Source organism: Arthrobacter sp. SD76 (assembly GCF_049726125.1).
GTDB lineage: Bacteria > Actinomycetota > Actinomycetes > Actinomycetales > Micrococcaceae > Arthrobacter > Arthrobacter nitrophenolicus.
Window position 1 is genome coordinate 2,480,063 of sequence record NZ_JBNBLR010000001.1, and the last position, 26,074, is coordinate 2,506,136.

The 26,074-nt window shown below is 65.5% G+C and carries 15 protein-coding genes, 2 rRNA genes and 5 pseudogenes; 6 read left to right on the forward strand and 16 right to left on the reverse strand.

The features are described from left to right. Positions 1-20 precede the first annotated feature (20 nt). The 4 genes and pseudogenes from scpB to ACPEE0_RS12155 all read right to left on the reverse strand — a co-directional run bounded on the left by scpB (position 21) and on the right by ACPEE0_RS12155 (position 3,975). Positions 21-680, reverse strand: a complete 660-nt coding sequence (gene scpB, locus ACPEE0_RS12140; RefSeq protein ID WP_240685147.1) for an SMC-Scp complex subunit ScpB — start codon at positions 678-680, stop codon at positions 21-23. After that, entirely contained in the window at positions 677-1,489 is an 813-nt protein-coding gene (locus ACPEE0_RS12145) for a segregation and condensation protein A (protein WP_424574556.1), read from the reverse strand. Before ACPEE0_RS12145 ends, scpB begins: the two co-directional genes overlap by 4 nt. 8 nt (positions 1,490-1,497) lie before the next feature. Then, positions 1,498-2,396, reverse strand: a pseudogene (locus tag ACPEE0_RS12150) (ParA family protein). A 229-nt stretch (positions 2,397-2,625) separates the two neighbouring features. Further along, a complete protein-coding gene (locus tag ACPEE0_RS12155) occupies positions 2,626-3,975 on the reverse strand; it encodes a cation:dicarboxylate symporter family transporter (RefSeq protein ID WP_035753495.1) in 1,350 nt (449 codons plus the stop codon). A 156-nt stretch (positions 3,976-4,131) separates the two neighbouring features. On the opposite strand from ACPEE0_RS12155, the gene ACPEE0_RS12160 reads away from it, so the two are divergent. From ACPEE0_RS12160 to ACPEE0_RS12185, 6 genes and pseudogenes are all read left to right on the forward strand, one after another. Further along, positions 4,132-5,766, forward strand: coding sequence for a sensor histidine kinase (locus tag ACPEE0_RS12160; RefSeq protein WP_424574557.1), 1,635 nt, complete (start codon positions 4,132-4,134; stop codon positions 5,764-5,766). Next, the gene (locus ACPEE0_RS12165) at positions 5,763-6,476 is read left to right on the forward strand and encodes a response regulator (RefSeq protein WP_424574558.1); all 714 of its coding nucleotides are present in this window, start codon (positions 5,763-5,765) and stop codon (positions 6,474-6,476) included. Before ACPEE0_RS12160 ends, ACPEE0_RS12165 begins: the two co-directional genes overlap by 4 nt. 112 nt (positions 6,477-6,588) lie before the next feature. Next, positions 6,589-7,227 (forward strand): GntR family transcriptional regulator, encoded by a 639-nt coding sequence (locus tag ACPEE0_RS12170; RefSeq protein ID WP_424574559.1) that lies wholly within the window; start codon positions 6,589-6,591, stop codon positions 7,225-7,227. A 10-nt stretch (positions 7,228-7,237) separates the two neighbouring features. Further along, positions 7,238-8,755, forward strand: a pseudogene (locus tag ACPEE0_RS12175) (MmgE/PrpD family protein). Continuing rightward, positions 8,755-9,660 (forward strand): methylisocitrate lyase, encoded by a 906-nt coding sequence (prpB, locus tag ACPEE0_RS12180; protein ID WP_009358977.1) that lies wholly within the window; start codon positions 8,755-8,757, stop codon positions 9,658-9,660. The pseudogene ACPEE0_RS12175 and the gene prpB overlap by 1 nt, the downstream one beginning before the upstream one ends. Positions 9,661-9,722: 62 nt before the next feature. Continuing rightward, positions 9,723-10,862: a bifunctional 2-methylcitrate synthase/citrate synthase gene (locus tag ACPEE0_RS12185; protein WP_424574560.1), complete on the forward strand. Its 1,140-nt coding sequence runs from the start codon at positions 9,723-9,725 to the stop codon at positions 10,860-10,862. Between the two features lie 85 nt (positions 10,863-10,947). Here the strand turns inward: ACPEE0_RS12185 and ACPEE0_RS12190 are convergent. The 12 genes and pseudogenes from ACPEE0_RS12190 to ACPEE0_RS12245 all read right to left on the reverse strand — a co-directional run bounded on the left by ACPEE0_RS12190 (position 10,948) and on the right by ACPEE0_RS12245 (position 25,559). Continuing rightward, positions 10,948-11,435, reverse strand: a pseudogene (locus ACPEE0_RS12190) (8-oxo-dGTP diphosphatase). Further along, positions 11,432-12,454 carry a site-specific tyrosine recombinase XerD gene (gene xerD, locus ACPEE0_RS12195; protein ID WP_424574561.1) on the reverse strand — a complete coding sequence of 341 codons (1,023 nt, stop codon included), beginning with the start codon at positions 12,452-12,454 and terminating at the stop codon, positions 11,432-11,434. Before xerD ends, ACPEE0_RS12190 begins: the two are co-directional and overlap by 4 nt. Then, positions 12,454-13,114: pseudogene (locus ACPEE0_RS12200) on the reverse strand (NUDIX domain-containing protein). Before ACPEE0_RS12200 ends, xerD begins: the two are co-directional and overlap by 1 nt. Positions 13,115-13,141: 27 nt before the next feature. Beyond that, the gene (locus tag ACPEE0_RS12205) at positions 13,142-14,920 is read right to left on the reverse strand and encodes a CTP synthase (protein ID WP_424574562.1); all 1,779 of its coding nucleotides are present in this window, start codon (positions 14,918-14,920) and stop codon (positions 13,142-13,144) included. Between the two features lie 125 nt (positions 14,921-15,045). Next, positions 15,046-16,784 (reverse strand): annotated as a pseudogene (gene recN / locus ACPEE0_RS12210) (DNA repair protein RecN). Between the two features lie 4 nt (positions 16,785-16,788). Next, the gene (locus ACPEE0_RS12215; protein WP_009358971.1) at positions 16,789-17,814 is read right to left on the reverse strand and encodes an NAD kinase; all 1,026 of its coding nucleotides are present in this window, start codon (positions 17,812-17,814) and stop codon (positions 16,789-16,791) included. A gap of 13 nt (positions 17,815-17,827) precedes the next feature. Next, positions 17,828-18,643, reverse strand: coding sequence for a TlyA family RNA methyltransferase (locus ACPEE0_RS12220; protein ID WP_424574563.1), 816 nt, complete (start codon positions 18,641-18,643; stop codon positions 17,828-17,830). Beyond that, complete coding sequence (locus ACPEE0_RS12225) at positions 18,643-18,891, reverse strand: hypothetical protein (RefSeq protein ID WP_424574564.1); 249 nt, start codon at positions 18,889-18,891, stop codon at positions 18,643-18,645. Before ACPEE0_RS12225 ends, ACPEE0_RS12220 begins: the two co-directional genes overlap by 1 nt. 9 nt (positions 18,892-18,900) lie before the next feature. After that, positions 18,901-19,890, reverse strand: a complete 990-nt coding sequence (locus ACPEE0_RS12230; RefSeq protein ID WP_424574565.1) for an HAD-IIA family hydrolase — start codon at positions 19,888-19,890, stop codon at positions 18,901-18,903. 5 nt (positions 19,891-19,895) lie between these two features. Further along, a complete protein-coding gene (locus ACPEE0_RS12235; protein ID WP_424574566.1) occupies positions 19,896-20,789 on the reverse strand; it encodes a hypothetical protein in 894 nt (297 codons plus the stop codon). Between the two features lie 1,332 nt (positions 20,790-22,121). Further along, positions 22,122-22,238 (reverse strand): 5S ribosomal RNA (rrf, locus tag ACPEE0_RS12240). Between the two features lie 181 nt (positions 22,239-22,419). Further along, positions 22,420-25,559 (reverse strand): 23S ribosomal RNA (locus ACPEE0_RS12245). Positions 25,560-26,074 lie beyond the last annotated feature (515 nt).

Genomic DNA, 26,074 nt, shown 5'->3' on the forward strand with positions numbered 1-26,074 from the left:
ATTACTGCGCAGGCCGCGGCCTACATTCTTTCGGCGTCGTAGAACTCCGCGATGCCTTCCAGCCCCGGCAGATGCGGGGACAGCTGCGGCAGGTCCGCCACTGAGCTGATTCCCAGACGCTCCAGGAAGTAGGAGGTGGTCCGGTAAAGGATTGCCCCGGACTCGGGATCCGTTCCCGCGTCCTCAATCAGCCCGCGCTGGGCCAGTGTCCGTACAACAGAGTCAACGTTGACGCCGCGAATCGCAGACACCCGTGCCCGGGAAACCGGCTGGCGGTAGGCAATGACCGCGAGTGTTTCCAATGCCGCCTGGGTGAGTCTGGCAGTCTGCCCTTCGAGCACGTATTTGCCAACGATGTCAGCAAATTCCGCCCGCGAGTAGATACGCCAGCCACCGGCGATGTTCCGCAATTCAAAACCCCGGGGGCTGGAACCAAAACCAGGCGTGCTGGCCGTTTCCGTATCCGGGGCCTTACCAGTATAGCCGTTATAGTCGACCGCGAGTTCTGCCAGCAGGGTTTTGACGTCGTCGACAGTGAGGTCGAGCCCGGCGGCGAGTTCTTCCTCGGTGGCCGGCTGGTCGAGGACCATGAGTACCGCCTCCAGGGCGGCCTTGGCCCCGCCGGGAAGGTCATGGACCGTTTGTCCGGGCAGGGAGCCGTCCGGCAGCTGCTCGTTCACGCTTGCACCTCGTATTCCTCGCTCAGGTTTTCTGCTGACCAATCCCCCAGCCCGGCGGTCCAGTGGACAGCCAGGTCTGCCAGGGGCGAAAGCTGGTCGAAGGCTACGGCCTTGTCCCGGTAGAGCTCCAGGAGCGCCAGGAAGCGGGCCACCACCACCAGGGTGGAGTCGGCGTCGGAAATCAGTGCCCGGAAAGTCTGCGGCGAATCCTGCTGCAGCCGCAGTCCCAGGATTTCCGCCTGCTCCTTCACGCTGACCTGGCTGCCGTGGAGGTGGGCGGTCCCCACCTCGGTGGGTTGGGGGGCTTTGGGCCGGAGGGCCGCCGCAGCCAGGGCGGCGAACTGTTCCGGGGTGTGTTTCCACACCAGTTCGGGCAGCATCCGCGCGAAGTGTTCTTCCAGGGCAACCTGCCGGGGGAAGCGCTGCCCTTCCCGGTGGAGGGTCTCGCCCAGCAGGCCTGCCACATGCTTGAAAGCCTTGTACTGCAGGAGCCTGGCGAAAAGCAGGTCGCGGGCTTCGAGCAGGGCAATGTCCTCGTCATCCTCCACCTCACCGGCGGGCAGCAGCCGGGCGGCCTTGAGGTCCAGCAGCGTTGCCGCGATCACGAGGAATTCGCTGGCCTCGTCAAGGGCCCATTCCTCGCCGAGTTCCTGCAGTTTGCGGATGTACTTGATGAATTCGTCGGTCACCGTGGCGAGCGCCACCTCGGTGATGTCCAGCTGATGCTTGGCGATGAGGCCCAGCAGGAGGTCGAAAGGACCCGTGAAGTTGGCGAGCCGCACCTCGAAGCCGGGCTTGGAGTCGGCCACGGTTATGGCTACGGCGCTCCGCCGCGCGAGATCAGTTCCTTGGCGAGCCGGCGGTACGCGTCCGCGCCCACGTGGGTGGCGGCGTAGCTGGTGATGGGTTCCGCGGCAACGGTGGCGTCGGCGAACTTGATGGACCGCTTGATCACGGTCTCAAAGACCTTGTCCCCGAAGGCCTCCACCAGCCGGGTGATGACTTCACGGCTGTGCAGGGTGCGGGCGTCGTACATGGTGGCGAGGACCCCGTCCACCTGCAGGCGGGGGTCGAGCCGGTCCTGGACTTTATCGATGGTTTCCACCAGCAGGGCCACGGCGCGCAGGGCGAAGAACTCGCAGATCAGCGGAATGATGACCCCGTGGGCCGCGGTAAGGGCGTTGACGGTCAGGAGCCCAAGGGACGGCTGGCAGTCGATGAGGACGACGTCGTAGTCGTCTTCGACCTTCTTCAGCGCCCGGTCCAGGACCTGCTCGCGGGCAACCTCGTTGACCAGCTGGACTTCCGCTGCGGAGAGGTCGATGTTGGCAGGCAGCAGGTCCACGTTGTCCACGGCCGTCTGGTGGATTGCCTGGCGGATGTCCACCTTGCGGTCCATGAGGACGTTGTAGACAGTGAGGTCAAGCTCGTGCGGATTGACGCCGAGGCCGGCTGACAGCGCGCCCTGGGGGTCGAAGTCGACCAGGAGGACGCGGCGGCCGTATCGGCCAGGGCCGCGGCCAGGTTGATGGTCGAGGTGGTCTTTCCGACGCCGCCCTTTTGGTTCACCATGGCGATGACGCGGGCGGGACCGTGGGAGGAAAGCGGCGCGGGTTCCGGGAACTCGCGGTATGGGCGCCCCGTGGGGCCCATCACCGCGTTGTCCAGGTCGAATGCGGTGCCTTCCAGAGTTGCTGAACCCTGTTCGCTGCTCACGTATCTGTCCACACTTTCGATGACGGGGTTGTCCTGCCGCTGGATGGCCAGCGCCGTTCCTTCTTCTCCCCAAGGCTACAGGGGCCGACATGGTATTCGACGGAACTTGACTTTTCGCGAATGGTGAGCCTGACCCTCTAGTAGAGGTCGAAGGTTGAACGTCCGGGTAAAGAAAACCGCCCCCGCAGCATTTGCTGCGGGGGCGGTTTCCGGGTGGCGGGCCGGGAGGTCAGGCGTTGGCCGGAACCGGCCGGGCTTCGGTCTGCGCCGGGGCCGGATCACCGTGGTGATGGGCCAGCATCGTTGCTTCGTCGAAAGGCTCCTCGCCGGAGAGGACGCTGTTGACCTGTACGCCGTCGATCTCCTTGACCCACGTGCCGATCAGGATGGTGGCCACGGCGTTGCCGGTGAAGTTGGTCAGGGCCCGGGCTTCGGACATGAAGCGGTCGATGCCCACGATCATCCCCACGCCGCCGAGCAGTTCGGGCTTGTGGGCCTGCAGGCCGGCCGCAAGCGTTGCCAGGCCCGCGCCGGTGACGCCGGCGGCGCCCTTGGAGGCGATGATCATGAAGACCAGCAGGGAGATCTGTGCGCCGAGGTCCAGCGGCGTTCCCATGGCGTTGGCGACGAAGAGCGATGCCATGGTCAGGTAGATGGCCGTGCCGTCCAGGTTGAAGGAGTAGCCGGTGGGAACGGTCACGCCGACGACCGGCTTGGAGACACCGAGGTGTTCCATCTTGGCGATGAGGCGGGGCAGTGCGGCTTCGGAGGACGAGGTGGAAAAGATCAGGAGGTATTCGCGGCCCAGGTACTTCATGAGCTTGAAAATGTTGACGCCGGTAACTACCTTCAGCAGGCCGCCGAGGATGATGACGATGAACAGTGCGCAGGTGATGTAGAAGGCGGCCATCAGCGTGAACATGCTGACAATGGCCTGGAAGCCGGTGGCTCCCACAACGGCGGCGATGGCACCGAAGGCACCGACGGGGGCGAGCCACATGATCATGATCAGGATGCGGAACACCAGGACCTGGCCGTGGCCGATGGCCTTGAGGATCGGGGCGCCCTGCGGGCCCATCTTCTGCAGCGCGAAGCCCACGAGGATGGCAGCGAAGAGGGTGGGCAGAACCGGGATGTCACCCGGGATGATGTTGAGCAGGAAGGCTACGGTGCTGTCGACTTCAGCCTTCTTGTTGGGGTCGTAGGGGGCAAGCTTCAAACCCTCGCCCGGGTGGATCAGGTTGCCCACTACGAGGCCGATGGCGAGCGCGAACGTCGACATTGCGACGAAGTAGCCGAGCGCCAGGCCGCCCACCTTACCCACCGTGGCCGCCTTGGCGATGGAGCCGATGCCCAGGACGATGGTGCAGAAGATCACCGGAGCGATCATCATCTTGATGAGCTTGATGAAACCGTCACCCAGGGGCTTGAGCGACTTGCCCACCTCGGGGAACATCAGGCCGACGACGGCGCCGAGGATCACGGCGGCGATGACGGCAATGTAGAGGTAGTGCGATTTGTCGATGCCCTTGCGCCGCGATTTCACGGTGTCGAGCGACTCTCCTCGTTGAGAAGCCATGATGTGTCTCCTTATGGATAATCTGATAGACGCTGCGGCACAGTCTCTGGGCTCTACACGTCCTTGCGGTGTGACATCCATCATTGGCCACGCCGTGACCCAGCTCACCGTTGCGTTCATATTGGTCGCGGCACACCGACTTGGCCGGAGGTAGACATGATCCAGCGCTGGAGCATCGCCCGGCGGCTTTTCGTGGCGAACCTCCTCATCGTGGTGGTGTTCATCGCCATCGTGGGGACCGCCGCCTACGTCGACGCCCGCGACCGGACGTATGACGAGGCCGGCTTGCGGATGGCGGGCATTGCCAATTCAATAGCCGCAAGCCCGCTGGTGCTCGAGGCCGCCGCCTCACCGGATCCCTCAGCCCTGCTGCAGCCGTACGCCATGGACGTCATGGCGGCGGCCGACGTCGACTTCATCACCATCATGGCGACCGACCGCACCCGGTGGACCCACCCGCGGCCGGAGGAACTGGGGCGGCCGTACATCGGTTCCATCGATGCTGCATTGCAGGGCGGGGAACTCACCGAGGTCACGGCCGGAACCCTGGGGCCGTCGGTGCGGACGATCGTCCCGGTGAAGGATGATGCGGGCAAGGTCAGGGCCCTGGTTGCGGCCGGCGTCACGGTGGGCACTGTGGATGTGGCCTTCGCAGCCCGCCTGCCTGCCCTTCTGGCCATAGGGCTGGCACTGCTGCTGGGCGGGTCCTGGGCGTCCTGGCTGCTTGGCCGGTACCTCCGCCGGGTCACCCGCGGCTGGGGGCCGGAACAGCTGGCGCAGCTGTTCGCCTACTACGAGTCCGTGCTTCACTCGGTCCGCGAAGGACTCGTCCTGATCGACACCAAGGGCAGGGTGGTGATGTACAACGACCAGGCCGCCGAGCTCCTGGGCCTGGACGAGGCCGGCAGCAAGGACCCTACCCGCCCGCCGGCAATGGCCGACCTTCCCCTCGACGAGGGCCTTCGGGACCTGTTCGAATCGGGCCGCACCACCAAGGACGAGATCGTCCTCACGGGCTCGCGCGTGCTGGTCGTCAACCAGGGTCCGGCCATAGGCCCGGAGACACCTGACCGGCACGGAAGGAACCCTGTGTACGGCACTGTGGCCACGCTCCGCGACAGGACGGAAATCGAGTCACTGGGCAACGAACTGGAAACCATGCGGACTCTGTCGGACGCGCTGCGGGCGCAGACGCACGAGCATGCGAACCGGCTGCACACGATGGTCTCGCTCCTGGAGCTGGGCCGCACCCGGGAGGCCCTGGACTTCGCCACGAAGGACCTGGAACTCAGCCAGCAATTGACGGACGAGATGGTGGGCTCCGTGGGCGAGCCGGTCCTCAGCGCCCTGGTCATGGGCAAGGTGGCCGAAGCCCATGAGCGGGGCGTCCAGTTGGATGTGGCCACGCTTGGGTCCGGAACAGCAGCAGGCATAGCCGTGCAGGACCTGGTGACCATTCTGGGAAACCTTTTGGACAATGCCATCGATGCTGCCGCAGAGGGGGCGCTGCCCCGACGGGTGGAACTTACGGTGGAGTCCGATGAGGAAGGACTGGACATCGCCGTGCATGACACAGGAGCACCCCTTGAGGCCGCCGCAGCAGGGAACATCTTCCGGCACGGTTACAGCACCAAGCCGGCGGGCCCCGGCGGCCGGGGCATCGGCCTCGCCCTCGTCCGCCAGGCTGTGCAGCGGCTGGGAGGTACGCTGGCCATCAACGGACGGCGCGGTGCCAAATTCGAAGTGTTCCTGCCCGCGGCAGTATCCCCGGGGAAGGAGCGCGACGCGTGAGCGACATCCGGGTCCTTGTGGTCGAGGACGAGGCCATTGCCTCCGCCGCCCATGCGGCGTATGTGGGGAGGCTGCCTGGATTCGAGCTCGCCGGAACCGCTCCGGACGGGCAGTCCGCGCTCCGGCTGCTGAACGAATTCTCGGCCGCTGGCAAGCCCGTGGAACTGGTCCTGCTCGACATGAACCTGCCGGACCTCCACGGCCTGGACATTGCCCGCAGGATGCGCGCTGCCGGCATTCTTGCCGACATCATCGCGATCACGGCCGTCAGGGAACTGGCCATCGTCCGCAGTGCGGTGGCCATCGGCGTGGTGCAGTACCTGATCAAGCCGTTCACGTTCGCCACCTTCGCTGACAAGCTGGAGAGCTACCGGCAGTTCCGGCAGCAGTTGGCAGGCCCCGGCCCGGGGGCCGGTAAATCCGCGGCATCCCAAAGCGAAGTGGACCAGGCCTTCGCCAGCCTGCGGGCGCCGTCGGAACTGCCGCTGCCGAAGGGCCTGTCCGTGTCCACGCTGGAGTCCGTCCAGGAGTACCTGAAGCAGCACCAGGATGCGGTCTCCGCCACCGAGGTGATGGACGCGCTCGGGATGTCCCGCGTGACTGCCCGCCGCTACCTGGAGTACCTCGCCGATGCAGGCACCGTCTCCCGCACTGCGCGGTACGGCACGCCCGGGAGGCCCGAGAATGAGTACCGCTGGAGCGGCAGGTAGCGCCGCACGGCTGTATACAAAAACTTCCTTTATTGGCTCACTTCGAGATTATTAGTTCCTATTCCCTTCCGTCTGTATACACTGGGGAATCGGAACAGCGAAAGGAGCAGCGATGCGGGCCAGCGAACGTGCGTATGCCGCCCTGCGTGAGGACATCGTGGAGTGGCGGCTGCCCCCCGGTACGCTGCTGGCCGAAGTGGAGCAGGCTGAACGCCTGGGTGTCTCCCGCACTCCGCTTCGGGAAGCGCTGGGCCGCCTTACGGCGGAAGGCCTGACGGCACCGGGCGGCCGGGGCGTGGTAGTCACCGGGATTTCGCTTGCCGATATCGACGAACTCTTCGAGCTCCGCGGAACCCTTGAAAGCCGCGCCGCCGCACTTGCCGCCGAGCGCGGCGATCCCGCCACCTTCCGCCTGCTCCAGGATGAACTGCTGGAAGCCCCGGCACTCCTCACCGGCTCCGCATCCGGCATCCATGACTACTACGGGCTGGCGGGCAGGCTGGATGAAGCCATCGATGCGGCCATTGCCAATTCCTACCTGGTGCAGGCCATGCGGAGCCTGCGTGTACACCTGGTGCGTATCCGGAGGATGGCAGCCGACAATGCCGACCGCCTGTCCGCTGCAGCCGCCGAGCACGCTGCGATCGCCGGGGCCATCGCGGACCGGAACCCACGGCTTGCCGAAGCCGCCACCATCATGCACCTGCACCGAAGCCTTGCCCACATCAAAACCGCCTCCCCATCCCTGTAAAAGGAGCCCCATGGTCCAGGAACACCACGTCCGCGTGTACAAGAGTGAAGAGAACCTGCCCCGCGAGGAGCAGCTGGCGCACAAGATCGCCGTGGTCGCCGCCGACCCCGTCGAGGTGACGCCTGAGGTGACGGAGATGGTCATCAACCGGATCATCGACAACGCCTCGGTGGCGATCGCCTCGCTGAACCGGGCCCCGATCGTCGCCGCCCGTGCCCAGGCCCTGGCCCACGCCCCGAGCACCGGCGGCAAGGGCGGGAAGGTCTTCGGCATCGGCGAACGGGTCTCCCCCGAGTGGGCGGCCTGGGCCAATGGCGTGGCCGTCCGTGAACTGGACTACCACGACACCTTCCTCGCCGCGGACTACTCCCACCCCGGCGACAACATCCCCCCGATCCTGGCCGTCGCCCAGCACACCGGCGCCAGCGGCAAGGACCTCATCCGTGGCATCACCACCGGGTACGAGATCCAGGTGAACCTGGTGAAGGCGATCTGCCTGCACAAGCACAAGATCGACCACGTCGCCCACCTCGGCCCGTCCGCCGCCGCCGGGATCGGCACCCTCCTGGGCCTCGACGTCGAGACCATCTTCCAGTCTGTCGGCCAGGCACTGCACACCACCACCGCCACCCGCCAGTCCCGCAAGGGCGAAATCTCCACCTGGAAGGCCCACGCCCCCGCCTTCGCCGGGAAAATGGCGGTCGAGGCCGCCGACCGCGCCATGCGCGGGCAGACCTCCCCCGTACCGATCTATGAAGGCGAGGACGGCGTCATCGCCTGGCTCCTCGACGGACCCGACGCCTCCTACATGGTCCCCCTCCCCACCCCGGGTGAAGCCAAGCGGGCCATCCTGGACACCTACACCAAGGAACACTCCGCCGAATACCAGGCCAGGCCTGGATCGACCTCGCCCGGAAACTCCACAAAGAGCACCCCGAAGCCACCGACCCGGCCAACGTGAAATCCGTGCTGATCAAAACCAGCCACCACACCCACTACGTCATCGGCTCCGGCGCCAACGACCCCCAGAAATACTCCCCACCGCGTCCCGGGAAACCCTGGACCACTCCATCCCCTACATCTTCACCGTCGCGTTGCAGGACGGGGCCTGGCACCACGTGGACTCCTACGCCCCGACCGCGCGGCCCGGCCGGACACCGTGGATCTCTGGCAAAAGGTCACCACGGAGGAAGACCCGGAATGGACCCGGCGCTACCACTCCCTGGACATCAACGAAAAAGCCTTCGGCGGCTCCGTGGAAATCACCCTCACCGACGGCACCATTATCACCGATGAGATCGCCGTCGCCGACGCCCACCCGCTCGGCGCCCGGCCGTTCGCACGGGAGCAGTACATCACCAAGTTCCGCACCCTGGCCGCCGGCCTCGTCGAGGACACCGAAATCGAACGGTTCCTCGCCGCCGTCGAACGCCTCCCCGAACTGGGTCCCGGGGAACTGGACCAGCTGAACATCACCGCCGCCCCCGGTGTCATCGACCTCGGTGCAGCGCCGAAGGGACTGTTCTGATGCTGTACTCCACCACCACCCCGGAACAGAAGCGCATCCGGTTCCGCGAACTCCTCAACTCCGGGACCATCGCGCAGTTCCCCGGCGCGTTCAATCCCCTCTCGGCCCGGCTGATCGAGGAGAAGGGCTTCGAAGGGGTCTACATCTCCGGCGCCGTGCTGGCCAACGACCTCGGCCTGCCCGACATCGGCCTGACCACGCTGACGGAGGTAGCGACCCGGGCGGGGCAGATCGCGAGGATGACGGACCTGCCCGCCATCGTGGACGCGGACACCGGCTTCGGTGAACCCATGAACGTGGCCCGCACCGTGCAGGAGATCGAGAACGCGGGCCTGGCCGGGCTGCACATCGAGGACCAGTTCAACCCCAAGCGCTGCGGCCACCTGGACGGCAAGAACGTCGTGGACCTGGATACCGCCACCAAACGTATCCGTGCCGCCGCCGACGCCCGCCGCGACCCGAACTTCCTCATCATGGCCCGCACCGACATCCGCGCCGTGGACGGTCTCCAGGCCGCCAAAGACCGGGCCAAGGCATTGGTGGACGCCGGCGCGGACGCCATCTTCCCCGAAGCCATGCGCGACCTCGCCGAATTCCAGGCCATCCGCGACGCCGTCGACGTGCCGATCCTGGCCAACATGACCGAATTCGGCAAAAGCGACCTCTTCTCGACAAGGGAGCTCCAGGCAGTCGGCGTCAACATGGTCATCTACCCCGTCACCCTCCTCCGTAGTGCCATGGGCGCCGCTGAGCGTACGCTGGACTCGATCAAGGCAGACGGAACGCAGGAAGCACAGGTCAGCAGCATGTTGACCCGTGCCCGGCTCTACGAACTGGTTGACTACGAGGGGTACAACCAATTCGACACGGGGGTCTTCAACTTCCATATTCCCGGGGAACACTGACCCGGCCACCCGCCGGCTCCGGCCGGCATCCTACAGGCGACAGGAACAAAGGAGTTTTCAGCATGGCTGAACAGGACATCAAAAAAGGTCTCGCCGGCGTCGTGGTGGACTACACCTCCGTCTCCAAGGTCAACCCGGACACGAACTCGCTGCTCTATCGGGGCTACCCGGTCCAGGAACTCGCGGCGCGCTGCAGCTTTGAGGAAGTGGCGTACCTGCTGTGGAACGGGGAACTGCCCACGCAGGACCAACTGGCGGAGTTCACTGCCAGGGAACGCGCGGGACGCGCCCTGGACCCGGTGGTGAAACAGGTGGTCGACGTGCTCCCGGACACCGCCCATCCCATGGACGTTTGCAGGACCGCGGCCTCCGTCATGGGCGGCCGGCATCCGCTCGCGGAGGACTCCTCGCCCGAGGCGAACATGAAGAAGGCGATCGACCTGTGGGCCGCGATGCCCGCCGTGGTGGCGTACGACCAGCGCCGCCGGCGTGGACAGGATCCCGTGGAGCCCCGCGACGACCTCGGGTACTCCGCCAACTTCCTCTGGATGACGTTCGGCGAGGAACAGGTCCCCGAGGTGGTGGAGGCCTTCAACGTCTCGATGATCCTCTACGCCGAGCACTCCTTCAACGCCTCCACCTTCACCGCGCGCGTCATCACGTCCACGCTCTCGGACCTGCACTCCGCCGTCACGGGGGCCATCGGCGCACTCAAGGGTCCGTTGCACGGCGGCGCCAACGAGGCCGTCATGCACACCTTCGACGAGATCGGCATCCGCCCGCAGGAGTCCCTTGAAGAGGCTGCTGCCCGGGCCAAGGCATGGATGGAGGATGCGCTGGCCCAGAAGAAGAAAGTCATGGGCTTCGGGCACCGGGTCTACAAACACGGCGATTCCCGCGTTCCCACCATGAAGGCGGCCCTGGACAAGATGATTGCCCACTACGGCCGGCCCGAGATCCTGGGCCTGTACCAGGGCCTGGAACACGCCATGGACGAGGCCAAAGGCATCAAGCCCAACCTCGACTATCCCGCGGGCCCCACCTACCACCTGATGGGCTTCGACACGGCAGCCTTCACGCCCCTGTTCGTCGCCAGCCGCATCACCGGCTGGACCGCCCACATCATGGAACAGGCAGCATCCAATTCACTGATCCGGCCGCTCAGCGAATACGTCGGTCCTGAGGAGCGGCACCTGGCGTAACGGCACCGCCGCGAGGCCGACGACGGCGGTCCGGCACGTCCCTGCCGCGCCGCCGTCGTCGGCTGGAAACCCGTTGGCTGGAAAGCTAGGGAAGCAGGCTCTCCGACGAGGCGACCGACTCATTGTCTGTATGCATGGTGACCACGACATTCACTTGGCCGCCTTCCAGCACCACCGGGAGCCAATGGTCGGCGTCCTGCCACATCCGGTCCGTCGGGAGCCTGCGCGCGGGGAACCACTGGGGACAATCTCGTCGCTTTCAGCAGGTTCGCCCTGCCAGGTCCAGGCGGTGAAGAGGCTGGTTTCCATGTTCCACTCCGGACGCGCCGGGAACACGAAGCGGACTGCCCCGGCATCAACCAGATCCTCCGGCAGCACCGAAACACCGGTTTCCTCGAACACCTCCCGGATGACCGCTTCCTGGTCAGTCTCCCCCGGCTCCACGTGCCCGCCGATCCCAACGATTTTTCCCTTGCCGAATCCGGTCCGCTTCATTCCGAGCAGCACCTCCGTGCCCGCGGGCGTGTCCCGGAGGAGGAAGCACAGGGTCACGGCTGCACCGCGCCGGCTCATCCGAGTGCCCGGGGGTGCGCGGCGGCGTAGATTTCCCGCAGCGTGTCCGCGGTGACGAGCGTGTAGACCTGGGTGGTGGTCACCGAGGCGTGGCCCAGGAGTTCCTGCACCACGCGCACGTCCGCCCCGCCCTCGAGCAGGTGGGTGGCGAACGAGTGCCGCAGGGTGTGGGGCGACACGTCCTTGGTGATGTTGGCTTTGTCGGCGGCGGCCTTCAGGATGGTCCAGGCACTCTGGCGGCTGATCCTGCCGCCGCGGGCGTTCAGGAACAGTGCGGGCGTGCCCTTCCCCTTCGCGGCGAGCAGCGGGCGGCCGCGCACCAGGTAGGCGTCCAGCGCCCTGGCTCCATACGAGCCCAAGGGCACAAGCCGTTCCTTGGACCCCTTGCCGAAAAGCCGCACGACGGCCGGGCCTGCTTCGACCCCGGCGAGGGAGATATCGTCGACGTCCAGGCCCACCGCCTCGCTGATCCGGGCGCCGGTGGAATACAGGAACTCCAGCAGGGCGCGGTCCCGCAGTCCTGTGGCCGTGTCTGTCCCGGCCGATTCGAGGATCCGGGTGACCTCATCGACGCTGATGGCCTTGGGCAGCCGCTTGCCTGCCATGGGCGGATGGACGTCGCTGGCGGGGTCGGCCGGTGTGTAGCCTTCCAGCGCCCAGAACTTGTGCAGCCCCCGGACCGCCACCACGGTCCGCGCCGCTGACCTGACCCCCAGTGCCGAACCGCCGTCAGAGCCGTCCGAGAGCGCACGGACGTAGCCGGTGACGTGCTGGCGGGTGATGTCCGCCGGGGCCCGGCAGCCGGCGGCTTCCAGGAAACGGGCGTAACGGGCGAGGTCGCGCCGGTAGGCGGCCAGGGTATTGGCTGCCAGTCCGCGCTCCACGCCCATGTGCTGGAGGTAGTCGGTGATGGCGCGGCTGATCGCCGTGGGTACGGCGGGCGCCGGAGCCTGGGGTACCTCCTGCGCCGGGGCGGAACCGGACGGCGGGGCAGCGTCGACGGAGGGGTTGGGAGCCATTACCGCTGGCTGGGGTGTTCCGGCCACGGGGCGTCGGCGGGACGCAGGCCCGCGTAGCCGTCGGCGCGGGCGGCCGCGGCCGCCAGGATCCCGACGACGGCGGACGGGTTGTGGAGCCGGCCGGCCAGGACGGACGCCACGGCATCGTCCAGTTTGATCCAGTGGAATTCGATTTCGGCTTCCTCATCCGTCCGCTCGTGGCGCTCGTGATGGGGAACGAACGTCAGCCCGCGGGCCAGGTAGATGCGGATGGCCTCGCTGGACGATCCAGGGGAATTGAAGACATCCGCCAGGACGTTCCAGGTGCTTGCAGCGAGGTCGGCCTCCTCAGCCAACTCGCGGGCGGCGCCCGCCAGGAAGTCCTCACCCTCGACGTCCAGCAGGCCGGCCGGGATCTCCCAGAGGTCCATCCCCACGGGGTGCCGGTACTGCTTGAGCAGCAGGATTTCGCCGTCGTCGTTCATGGGCAGGACAGCCACGGCGCCGGGATGGTCGATGTAGTCGCGGGTCAGGGCGTCGCCGGACTCCTGCAGCTGGAAGGTGTCGCTGACCACGTCCCAGATCCGGCCTTCATAGACCTTCTCGGTGGACAAAAAGACGGCGCGGGCTCGGTGCATCCGAAACCTGGACTACGTGGGTGGCTTCGTGTGTACCGGGCATCGCGCCGTCCTTTTTCTGTTGTATGAACTACTTAGCGGCTACCGTACCGGACGGCTGGGCCTCGGCAGCCCCGGCGGCGGCCGTGTCGGCAGGCTCCGCCGCGGTGCCGCCGCGCTGGTGGTCCAGGGCAGCCTTGACCAGTCCGGCGAACAGCGGATGCGGACGGGTGGGGCGCGAGCTCAGCTCCGGGTGCGCCTGCGTGGCCACGTAGTACGGGTGGACGTCGGCGGGCAGCTCCACGAACTCCACGAGCTTCCCGTCCGGCGACGTGCCGGAGAAGACGAGGCCTTGGGCGGCGATCTGGTCGCGGTACTTGTTGTTGACCTCGTAGCGGTGGCGGTGCCGCTCGCTGACGGTGGTCTTGCCGTATGTTCCGGCGATGACCGAGCCTTCGTCAAGCTTCGCTTCGTAGAGGCCCAGGCGCATGGTGCCGCCCAGGTCGCCGCGGCCCTCGACGAACTCGAGCTGCTCCTCCATGGTGGCGATCACCGGGTACTTGGAGTCCGGTTCGAATTCGCTGGAGGACGCGCCTTCCAGCCCCACCACGTTGCGGGCGTATTCGATGACCATGCACTGCAGGCCGAGGCAGAGGCCAAGGACGGGCAGCTTGGTTTCGCGGGCGAACTTCAGCGCCCCGAGCTTGCCTTCCAGCCCGCGGATGCCGAAGCCGCCGGGAACGCAGATGGCGTTGACGCCGTCGAGCGCCTTGATGGCACCCTCGCGCGTTTCGCATTCGTCGGACGGAACCCAGCGGATCTTCACCTTGGTGTCGTTGGCGAAGCCGCCGGCACGCAGTGCCTCCGTCACGGACAGGTAGGCGTCCGGCAGGTCGATGTACTTGCCCACGAGGGCGATCTCGACGTGGTGCTTGGGGTTGTGCACGGCCTCGAGCAGCTTGTCCCAGCTGGTCCAGTCCACGTCCTTGAACGGCAGGTCCAGGGCACGCACGATGTAGGAGTCCAGGCCCTGGGTGTGCAGGGTCTTGGGGATGTCGTAGATGCTGGGGGCATCGGCGGCGTTGACCACGGCGTCGATGTCGACGTCGCACATGCGGCCGATCTTCTCGCGCATCGCCTCGGGCACTTCGCGGTCCGAGCGGATCACAATGGCCTCGGGCTGGATGCCGATGGAGCGCAGGGCGGCGACGGAGTGCTGGGTGGGCTTCGTCTTCAGCTCCTGCGAGGGCCCGATGTAGGGCACCAGCGAGACGTGGAGGAAGAAGACGTTGGTGCGGCCGATGTCCTGGCGCACCTGGCGGGCGGATTCGAGGAAGGGCTGGGATTCGATGTCACCAACGGTGCCGCCGATTTCGGTGATGATGACGTCCGGGGCGTCTGTACCCTCGGCCGGCAGGCGCATGCGGCGCTTGATCTCGTCCGTGATGTGCGGGATGACCTGGACGGTGTCGCCGAGGTATTCGCCGCGGCGTTCCTTGGCAATAACCGTGGAATAGACCTGGCCGGTGGTCACGTTCGCCGAACCTTCAAGGTTTTCGTCGAGGAAGCGCTCGTAGTGCCCGATATCCAGGTCGGTCTCGGCGCCGTCGTCCGTGACGAAGACTTCACCGTGCTGGAAGGGGTTCATCGTGCCCGGATCCACATTCAGGTAGGGATCGAGCTTCTGCATAGTTACAGACAGGCCGCGTGCCCGCAGCAGGTGGCCGAGGCTCGAAGCCGTCAGTCCCTTACCGAGCGAGGACGCCACACCACCGGTGACGAAGATGTGTTTGGTCGTCTTGGACGAGCCCGGGAACCGGGAATTTACACGGGAATTTGATCGCTGCACCACGGAATTCGAGCCTATCATCAATTGAGCCTTCCACGGGTCGGGTGGAACTGTCCCCCAAACCTCCAAGTCTGCAGGTCCGGCCGCCCGCGGATCAAGGGTTTCGGACCGGCAGCTGGTGGCCGGGTTCCGGCGCCCCGGCGCCGTCAGGCCCGCTGTGGCAGGAGTTTGGCGTCATCCAGCAGTTCCTGCGCGTGGGCCTGGGCGGATTCCGAGTCCTCCTGCCCGGCCAGCATCCGGGCCAGTTCGCGGACCCGTTCGGGGCCGTCAAGGAGGCGCACATCACTGGACGTGAACCCGGTGGCCGTGCCGCCGTCGGCGCCCCGGACCGAGGTTTTGGTGACGGTGATGTGCTGGTCCGCGAAGGCGGCGACCTGGGGCAGGTGGGTCACCACCAGGACCTGCACGTGCCGGGCCAGCATGGCCAGCCGGCGGCCGATCTCGACGGCGGCGCGCCCGCCCACGCCGGCGTCCACCTCGTCGAAGACAAAGGTCGGCACGGGTCGACAGCGGCGAGCACCACCTCGATGGCGAGCATGACGCGGGAAAGTTCACCGCCGGACGCGCCCTTGCCGAGCGGGCGGGCCGGCGCACCGGAATGCGGCTGCAGCAGGAAACCGATCTCGTCCGCCCCGTGCGGGCCGAGCTGGGCGGCCGGCTCCAGGGTGATCACCAGGGTTGCATCAGCCATGGCCAGCGCCTTCAGCTCGGCGCTGACGCGGGCCGAAAGGTCCTTGGCCGCCTTGGCCCTGATCTTGCTGATGGCGGCGGCCTGCTTCTTCAGCTCGGCCTCTGCCCGTACCACCTCCGCGTCCAGGGCCTCGATCCTTGAGGAATCGTCCTGCAGTTCGTCGAACCGGACCCGGGCTTTTTCGGCCCACTCCAGCACCTCGTCGATGGTGGGCGCGTATTTCCGGACGAGTTTGGCCAGCGAGGCCCGCCGGTCCTCGATTTCCGCCAGCCGTTCCGGGCCCTCGGAATCAAGCCCGGCCTGGTAGCTGGCCAGTTCAGTGGCGATGTCGTTGAGCAGGAAGCCCACCTCGGCCAGGCGGGCGGCGGCCGATCCCAGTTCGGCGTCGTGTTCGGCCACGTGTTCCAGGGTCCGCTTGGCCGTGTCCACCAGGGTGGTGGCGTCGCCTTCCTCACCGAAGTCCTCGGCGATCAGTGCCTGATGGGCCGTGCTGGCGGCGATGCGCAGCTCTTCCACGTTGGCGAGCTTGACCGCCTCGGCCTTCAGCAGCTCGTCCTCGCCCGGCTGCGGATCCACCTCGTCGATTTCGGCCAGGGCAGTCTGCAGCGATTCGGCCTCGCGCAGCCGGTCGCGTGCGGCGCTGCGCAGCGTGTCCAGCTCGGACTGGCTGGCTTTCCAGTGGTTGTAGAGGTCCTGGTAGGCGGCCAGCGGACCGGCCAGGGCTTCCCCGGCGAACTTGTCCAGGGCGCCGCGCTGCGCGGCTGCCCCTTTGAGCCGGATCTGGTCCGACTGGCCATGCACCACCACAAGGGTTTCGCCGATCTCGGCCAGGACCCCCACGGGGGCGGCGCGGCCGCCCAGGAAGGCGCGGCTGCGGCCGTCCGCACCCAGGCGCCGGGCCAGGATCAGCTCGGCGCCGCCGTCGAACTCTTCCGCGTCCGCACCCGCGTCGAGGGCCCGGGCCACAGCCGGGTGGCCGGCGTCGAGTTTCAGCACCGCTTCCGCCGTGGCGCTCTTCGCCCCGCTCCGGACGGCGCCGGCGTCGGAACGTGCGCCGAGCAGCAGGCCGACGGCGGTCACCACCATGGTCTTGCCGGCACCGGTTTCACCGGTCACCACGCTCAGGCCCGGGCCGAGCGGAAGGGTTGCGTCGGTGATGACGCCGAGATCGCGGATTCTCAGTTCTTCAAGCATCGCTTCACTTTGCGGTCGACGGATCGGGGTCAGCATCGGGCCGGCCGTGCTCCGGCACCTGGAGCGGCGGCATGGGCCGCGGCGTCCGGACGATCGGGATGGGCCCGGTGTGGATGGCCTCGGCCTTGGGGACCGGGCCGCGCCAGCCGTGGATGGGCAGCTCGAACTTCCGGACCAGCCGGGCGGAGAACGGTGTCTGGTGGGTCCGTGCCAGCCGGACGGGGGTGGCCGACTTGGTGACTTCCACGCGTGAGCCGGGCGGGAGGTCCACCGAGCGCCGGCCGTCGCACCAGAGGACCCCGAGTGCGTCAGTGCGGCTTAGGACCTCCACCGCCAGCTTCGAGCGGGGAGAGACCACGAGGGGCTTGGCGAAGAGGGCATGGGCGCTGATGGGGACGATCACCAGGGCCTCCACCTCGGGCCAGACCACGGGGCCGCCGGCCGAAAAGGCGTAGGCGGTGGAGCCGGTGGGGGTGGCGAGCACGATGCCGTCGGAGCCGAAGGAGGTCAGCGGACGCTCGTCCACTTCGGTGACCACCTCCAGCATGCGTTCCCGGTTGGCTTTTTCGATCGCGGCCTCGTTCAGCGCCCAGGTGTGCCAGATCTTTTGGCCGCGGACCCACACCTGCACGTCGATGGTCATCCGTTCTTCCACCGTGTACTCGCGGCTGGCGATCCATTCGACGGTCTGGGCGAGGTCCGCCCGTTCGCTTTCGGCCAGGAAGCCCACATGGCCCAGGTTGACGCCCAGCAGCGGCACGTCCACCTCGCGGACCAGTTCCGCGGCGCGCAGGATGGTGCCGTCGCCGCCCAGGACCATCACCAGCTCGACGTCCGGCAGCTGGACGTGGTCGTGGAGGACCTCCACGGGCTGGGCGAGGTGCCCGAAGAACCGTTCCATGTCCCCCAGCTCGGACTCCTGCATCACCGGCACTATGCCGGAGGCGTGCAGCAGGGCGCAGGCCTCCCAGGCGGCCTTCAAGGATTCCTCGCGGCCGGTGTGGGCAAGGACCAGTACACGCCTGCTCATCAGGTTCCGCTCTCTAGTGGTTCGGCCAGATACGTCCGAGCAAGGCAGCAACTGCTGCCCCGCGCTCTTCGATCTTAGGCAAGTCTGTGCCGATCCTGCGTCTTATCCACAGGAAGTACTCGACGTTTCCGTCCTGGCCGGGCAGTGGACTGGCCGCCAGGCCGCACAGGTCCAGGCCGGCATCGAATGCTGCCAGCGCCACTTTCTCCACCGCCAGCCGGCGTTCGCGTCCTGAGGTGACCACGCCTGTGCGGCCCAGCCGGTCCTTGCCGATCTCGAACTGCGGCTTGACCATCAGCACCAGGTCGCCGCCGGGCTCCGTGCACTGCGCCAGCGGCTGGACCACCAGGGTGAGCGAGATGAAGGACAGGTCCGCGACGGTCAAGGCAGCGGGTCCGCCGATGTCCGCCGGTTCCATGTACCGGACGTTCATGCCCTCGTGGACTGTGACGCGCGGATCGTCGCGAAGGTGCGGCACCAGCTGGCCGTGGCCGACGTCGACAGCCACCACGGAAGCGGCGCCCCGCCGCAGCAGGACGTCAGTGAAGCCACCCGTGGAGGCGCCGGCGTCCAGGCAGCGTTTGCCTTCCACGGTTACTTCAGGGAAGGCGTTCAGGGCCCCGGCGAGCTTGTGCCCGGCGCGGCTGGCGTAGGTGTCCTGTTCGTCGTGTTCGACGGCGAGGTCCCTGTCGTCGTCCACCTGCAGGGAGGCCTTTGCCAGGACCTTGCCGGCGGACGTGACTTTGCCTTCGGCGATCAGGGCGGCGGCGTGCGTGCGCGACCGGGCCAGGCCGCGGGCCACCAGGGCCTGGTCGAGTCGGACGGGCATCAGGCTCCGCCGCCCGGAGCGCCGGCGTCCGCATCTGCGTCCGGGTGCTCATCGTTCAGTGCTTCGAGGAGCTCGTCATGCAGGGCGGTGTAGGCTGCTTCGTGCTCTGCGACGGGCGCTTGGGGCAGGTCCGCCAGCCGGGCGAGGGCCCGCGCCACAGCAGGATCCGTGATGCCGGCGCCGGGTGCCTCCGGCCAGTCCGGGGACGGCTCGGCTGTTGCTGCGTCGGGTCCGGTCAGCTCAGTCATGCAACCAGCCTAATGATCCAGCCAGGCAAGTTTTGGCGCCTTGGGGGCCACGGCATCCGGGGTCGCGGCCCACCATGCAGCGCAGGCCGCCCGCCAGGCATCGAGGCTGTCCTGGCGGCCGATGATGCCCACCGCGCCGTTGGCCACGCGCGCGGAGGCCTGCCCGCACGTGTAGGTGCCGTCGTCGTGCGTTACCTCCGGGTAGGGCCGGTACAGGTCCGGCAGCGTCCCGATGATGTAGTCCGGACGCTCGGCGGCGCGGGCCGCCAGGATGGTCTGCCGGGTGTCGACGCCGGTCAGCACCGCCACGGTGGCGAAGCCGGCGTTGTTGCCGCCCAGGATGTCGGTGTCCAGCCGGTCGCCCACCACCAGCGGACGCTCGGCGCCCAGCCTCTTGGCGGCCGAGTGGAAAAGCGGCGCCTCCGGCTTTCCGGCGACCAGCGGCTGCTGTTTGGTTGCCGCGGCCACCGCAGCCACCAGCGTTCCGTTGCCGGGGGCGATTCCCCGTGCCTGGGGTATGGACATGTCCGTGTTGGTGGCCACCCAGAGCGCGCCGGCGTTGACCACGTACGTGGCTTCCGCCAGGTCCTTCCAACCGATGTCCGGGTTGAAGCCCTGGACCACTGCCACCGGATTTTCGTCCTGGCTGTAAACCGGGACCAGGCCCACCAGTTCGATCTCGCGGGCCAGCGCCGGGCTTCCGGTGATCAGGATCCGGGACCCCGGTGCCAGCCTGGACGCCAGGAGCTCGGCCGCGGCCTGCGACGAGCTGACCACCTGGTTGTCCTCGGCGGGAGCACCCAGTTCACGCAGGTGTGCCGCAACCTGGGCCGGTGACCGGGACGCGTTGTTGGTCACGTAGCCCAGCCCCACCCCGTGGGCGGACAACCGCTGCAGCGACTCCACCGCGCCGGGGATGGCGTGGGGACCCGCGTAGACCACTCCGTCCAGGTCGGCCAGGAGCGCATCGAACAGGGAGATCAGGGGAACGTCTGTCATTCGCGTCAGTCTTCCCGGCTGTCCTGGTTGTCTTCGGTGTCCTGGCTGCCGCTGGAGTCCGAGGCATCGCTGTGGTCCGAGGCACCGCTGTTGTTTGAGGCATCGCCCAGTTCGTCGTGCTCCACGGAGTCTTCGTCGGACTCGGCGTCATCGGACATGAAGTAGTCCGCTTCCTGGTCATCGATGGCAGCGTCGTCGACGTCGGCTGCCTGGACCTCATCGGTTCCTGCCGCGCTGCCGGCGCCGGCCGTTGCTTCGGGGCCGGCGGCGGCTGCCTGGCTGGCTACGGAGGCGCGCTCCAGGTTGCGGCGCCGCTCGGCTTCCTCGCGGGCTTCTTCTTCCTCGTCCCAGCCGAGGTCGATGATGTCAGGCTCCTCGTCGACTCCCTGGCCCAGCGCATTCTCGGCCACAACGGCCTGCTTCTGCCATTTGTCCGCCTCGGCTTCGCGGCCGACGGCGGTGAGGGCGTCAGCGTAGGCACGGAACAGCCGGGGGCTGTAGGAGAAGGCCCGGTTCATGTCGAGCTGCGGGATTTCAAGTTCGGCGACGGCGGCGTCCAGCTGGCCGAGGTCCCTGCGGGCACCTGCAGCCACGATTGCCAGTTCCACCTTGCCGGGGGCGTCCAGGTCCTGGGCTTCCTCGGAGCGGGCTACATCAAGTGCCCGGTCAGGCCGGCCCAGGCCACGTTCGCAGTCGGCCATGACCGGCAGGTGGACATTGGAGCCGCTGATGCGCCGGTAGGTGCGGAATTCCCGGAGGGCCTCGCCGTAGTGGCCGGCAGCGTAGGCAGTGAGGCCCACGGCTTCACGCACCGCAGCAAGCCTGCCGCCGCGGCGGCTTGCCGCCAAAGCGTGCTGGAACGCGAGTTCCGGCTCGTCATCAATCAGGCGCCCAGCCATGACCAGGTGGCGGGCAACCCACTCCGCGCTTCGCGATTCGAGGGTCTTGATCTGGTGCTGGGTGGCGCGGTCCAGCTCTTTACCCGTAACGTCCTCATCGATTTCCGGAGAGCGTTCGCGGTCGGGGCGGTTGGCGCTGCGGATGTCCCTGGCGTTGGGAACGCGTGCCGGACGGTCTTCCTGGCGGTCGCGGCCAAATCCGCGGGGGCCGGAGTCGCTGCGGGGTGCACCACCGCGGGGTGAGTCACCACGGTCGAAGCTGCGGGAGTCGCGGTCCTGCCGCTCCTGCCGGTCGCCGAAAGGCCTGCGGTTGTCGCCGCCCCCGAAGCTGCGGGGCTCAGCGTCGTCACGGCGCGGGCGGTCACCGTAGGGCCGGTTCTCCCGGTCCCCGTAGGGCTTGCGCTCTCCCCCGCCGAACCCGCGGCGGTCGCCGTCGTCGCGGCGCGGACGGTCACCGAAGGGCTTCCGGTCACGGTCGCCAAAAGGCTTCCGGTCGCCGAAGGGCTTGCGGTCACGGTCGCCAAAAGGCTTCCGCTCTCCGCCGCCAAATCCGCGGCGGTCATCGCCCTCACGGCGCGGACGGTCACCATAAGGCCGGTTCTCCCGGTCCCCATACGGCTTCCGCTCCCGCCCCCGAACCCGCGGCGGTCATCGCCCTCACGGCGCGGACGGTCACCATAAGGCCGGTTCTCCCGGTCCCCATACGGCTTCCGCTCTCCCCCGCCGAACCCGCGGCGGTCATCGCCCTCACGGCGCGGACGGTCACCGAAAGGCTTCCGGTCACGATCGCCAAAGGGCTTCCGGTCACGATCGCCAAAGGGCTTCCGCTCCCCGAAAGGCTTCCGCTCTCCGAAAGGCTTCCGCTCTCCGCCGCCGGCCGCGCCCCGGTCATTGCTGTCGCGGTTACCGCGGGATCGGAACCCGCGCGGATCGCCGCCGGAGTTGTTGTTTCCCCTGAAGGCGCCGCGGTCGTTTCCGCGGTTGCCGCCGTTATGCTCGGCCATGATGGATTCCTCCTGTTGTGAGCCGACCACTGGCGCAACTGCAGCCGCTCGTATCCGTGTTTCGTTTCCTACGCAACCCGAAATCAAGCGCTTCGAAGTCCGTACATCTTCATCAATTCTAGGCGAGCCCCATAAACCGTCGGGACAGTCCGGCCCGGAAGTAGCGCATCGTGGCAATCTTCACACCCCGGGGCGCCTACTTCCGGGGGTTCCCGGAACCGACGCGTGCGTGGTTGTTCCCTGGGGCGCCCGGGGATGAGCTTGGAGGGTGTGTGGTGGTTAAGTCGTAGGGCCCTGACATTCGCTGTCAGGGCCCTACTAATGTTATGTCCGGCGGTGTCCTACTCTCCCACACCCTCCCGGGTGCAGTACCATCGGCGCTGTGGGTCTTAGCTTCCGGGTTCGGAATGGGACCGGGCGTTTCCCCCACGCTATGACCGCCGTAACCCTTCGACCCGTCACCACCGGTGACGGTGGTGTGGGAAATCTTTTGTGGTTACAACGTGCTCCGGTTAGGGAGCTGTGGTGTTGTATTCAATTATTGGTTGGTTCCTTCAACCGTTTCCCGTTGTGTTGGGTTGTTGGTTGGGAACCACATAGTGGACGCAAGCAGTTGTGTTTTGTTTGTGGTGTAAGTTGTTGGCCTATTAGTACCGGTCAGCTTCACGAGTCGTTAGTCCTCGCTTCCACATCCGGCCTATCAACCCAGTGGTCTGGCTGGGGGCCTCTCACACCCGAGGGTGTATGGAAATCTCATCTTGAAGCGAGCTTCCCGCTTAGATGCTTTCAGCGGTTATCCCATCCGAACGTAGCTAATCAGCGGTGCACTTGGCAGTACAACTGACACACCAGAGGTTCGTCCGTCCCGGTCCTCTCGTACTAAGGACAGCCCTTCTCAAATTTCCTGCGCGCGCAGCGGATAGGGACCGAACTGTCTCACGACGTTCTAAACCCAGCTCGCGTACCGCTTTAATGGGCGAACAGCCCAACCCTTGGGACCTACTCCAGCCCCAGGATGCGACGAGCCGACATCGAGGTGCCAAACCATGCCGTCGATATGGACTCTTGGGCAAGATCAGCCTGTTATCCCCGAGGTACCTTTTATCCGTTGAGCGACGGCCATTCCACAATGTACCGCCGGATCACTAGTCCCGACTTTCGTCCCTGCTCGAGATGTCTCTCTCACAGTCAAGCTCCCTTGTGCACTTACACTCGACACCTGATTGCCAACCAGGCTGAGGGAACCTTTGGGCGCCTCCGTTACTTTTTAGGAGGCAACCGCCCCAGTTAAACTACCCATCAGGCACTGTCCCTGACCCGGATTACGGGCCGAAGTTAGATGTCCAAAGTGACCAGAGTGGTATTTCAACGATGACTCCACCCGAACTGGCGTCCGGGCTTCAACGTCTCCCACCTATCCTACACAAGCCACTCCGAACACCAATACCAAACTATAGTAAAGGTCTCGGGGTCTTTCCGTCCTGCTGCGCGTAACGAGCATCTTTACTCGTACTGCAATTTCGCCGAGTTTATGGTTGAGACAGCGGGGAAGTCGTTACTCCATTCGTGCAGGTCGGAACTTACCCGACAAGGAATTTCGCTACCTTAGGATGGTTATAGTTACCACCGCCGTTTACTGGGGCTTAAATTCTCAGCTTCGCCTTGCGGCTAACCGGTCCTGTTAACCTTCCAGCACCGGGCAGGAGTCAGTCCGTATACATCGTCTTGCGACTTCGCACGGACCTGTGTTTTTAGTAAACAGTCGCTTCCCCCTGGTCTCTGCGGCCCCGATCCCCCTCCCGGACGCATGGTCCGTTCAAGGTTGGGCCCCCCTTCTCCCGAAGTTACGGGGGCATTTTGCCGAGTTCCTTAACCATAATTCTCTCGATCGCCTTAGTATTCTCTACCTGATCACCTGTGTCGGTTTGGGGTACGGGCGGCTAAAACCTCGCGTCGATGCTTTTCTCGGCAGCATAGGATCACCAAATCCCCCCAAACGGGGGTCCCATCAGATCTCAGGCATTATGAGTGGCGGATTTGCCTACCACTCGCCCTACATCCTTAGACCGGGACAACCATCGCCCGGCTCGGCTACCTTCCTGCGTCACACCTGTTAATACGCTTGCCTCCCAGGATCAGGTCCTGCGCTCCACCAAAACCCTTCACCCACAAGGGGTGTCGGGCAGGTTTCGGGCAGTTAGTATCCCCTGTTCAACATGGGCGGTTTTTCGCCGGTACGGGAATATCAACCCGTTGTCCATCGACTACGCCTGTCGGCCTCGCCTTAGGTCCCGACTTACCCAGGGCAGATTAGCTTGACCCTGGAACCCTTGATCATCCGGCGGACGGGTTTCCCACCCGTCTTTCGCTACTCATGCCTGCATTCTCACTCGTGTAGGCTCCACCGCTGGTTTCCACCGCGACTTCACTGCCCACACGACGCTCCCCTACCCATCCACACTCCTGAACCACAAAGGCTTAGAACATGTGTGAATGCCACAACTTCGGCGGTGTACTTGAGCCCCGCTACATTGTCGGCGCGGAATCACTTGACCAGTGAGCTATTACGCACTCTTTAAGGATGGCTGCTTCTAAGCCAACCTCCTGGTTGTCTGAGCAACTCCACATCCTTTCCCACTTAGCACACGCTTAGGGGCCTTAGTTGGTGGTCTGGGCTGTTTCCCTCTCGACTATGAAGCTTATCCCCCACAGTCTCACTGCTGCGCTCTCACTTACCGGCATTCGGAGTTTGGCTGACGTCAGTAACCTTGTAGGGCCCATTAGCCATCCAGTAGCTCTACCTCCAGCAAGAAACACGCAACGCTGCACCTAAATGCATTTCGGGGAGAACCAGCTATCACGAAGTTTGATTGGCCTTTCACCCCTACCCACAGCTCATCCCCTCCATTTTCAACTGAAGTGGGTTCGGTCCTCCACGACGTCTTACCGTCGCTTCAACCTGGCCATGGGTAGATCACTTCGCTTCGGGTCTAGATCACGCCACTCACACGCCCTATTCAGACTCGCTTTCGCTACGGCTGCCCCACACGGGTTAACCTCGCGACGTAACACTAACTCGCAGGCTCATTCTTCAAAAGGCACGCCGTCACAGTTACTATGCGATTACTCGCGACTGCTCCGACGGATTGTAAGCACACGGTTTCAGGTACTGTTTCACTCCCCTCCCGGGGTACTTTTCACCTTTCCCTCACGGTACTGGTCCGCTATCGGTCATTAGGGAGTATTTAGGCTTATCAGGTGGTCCTGACAGATTCGCACGGGATTTCTCGGGCCCCGTACTACTTGGGATACTCTCACAGGTGGCACAAACGCATTACGGTTACGGGACTAACACCCTCTCTGGCCGGCCTTTCAAAACCGTTCACCTATGCGCGCACATCACACCCCACCAGCCCGGCAGAACTGGTATGGAAAGTCCCACAACCCCGACCATGCAACGCCCGCCGGCTATCACACATGGAACGGTTTAGCCTGATCCGCGTTCGCTCGCCACTACTAACGGAATCACTATTGTTTTCTCTTCCTGCGGGTACTGAGATGTTTCACTTCCCCGCGTTCCCTCCACGCACCCTATGTGTTCAGGTACGGGTCACCAAGTCACTCGCGCGCTTGGCGGGGTTTCCCCATTCGGACACCCTGGGATCACAGTCCGGTTATCGACTCCCCCAGGCTTATCGCAGATTCCTACGTCCTTCTTCGGCTCCTAATGCCAAGGCATCCACCGTGTGCTCTTAAAAACTTGACCACAAAAGATCAACAACAAAAACACTCGAGAGAACCACAGAAACCAACCACACCAAACGATGCGGCCAGATCCAGGTTCCAATTCTTGGAAATTGCTACTCCATGAAAAACCCCAAAAGGCTCCTCATGGAAGATGCTCGCGTCCACTATGTAGTTCTCAAACAACAACCCCACACCACACACCCCACACACCAGCCCCCACAAGGGGCCAACAGCGCATGAAACGACATGGCAGGGAAACCAGAAACAAACAAACCCAGGGAACCAAAGCCCCCCGGCCCTGTTGCCTCAGGACCCAACAGTGTGCCAAACACGAAACCACCCAACCCCCGGCCCCGCCGTTCCAGGACACACACCCCAAAAAGGGGGACGCATCCGTACTAGACAAGAACCAGAACCAGGCAGCCGCTATTTGTTGATATTCCACCCATGAGCACCCGCCGCAGAACTAGCGTCTGCGCAACGGGCGTACTCCTGACAACACCACACCCCGCCATACAGCAGAGAATGAATGTT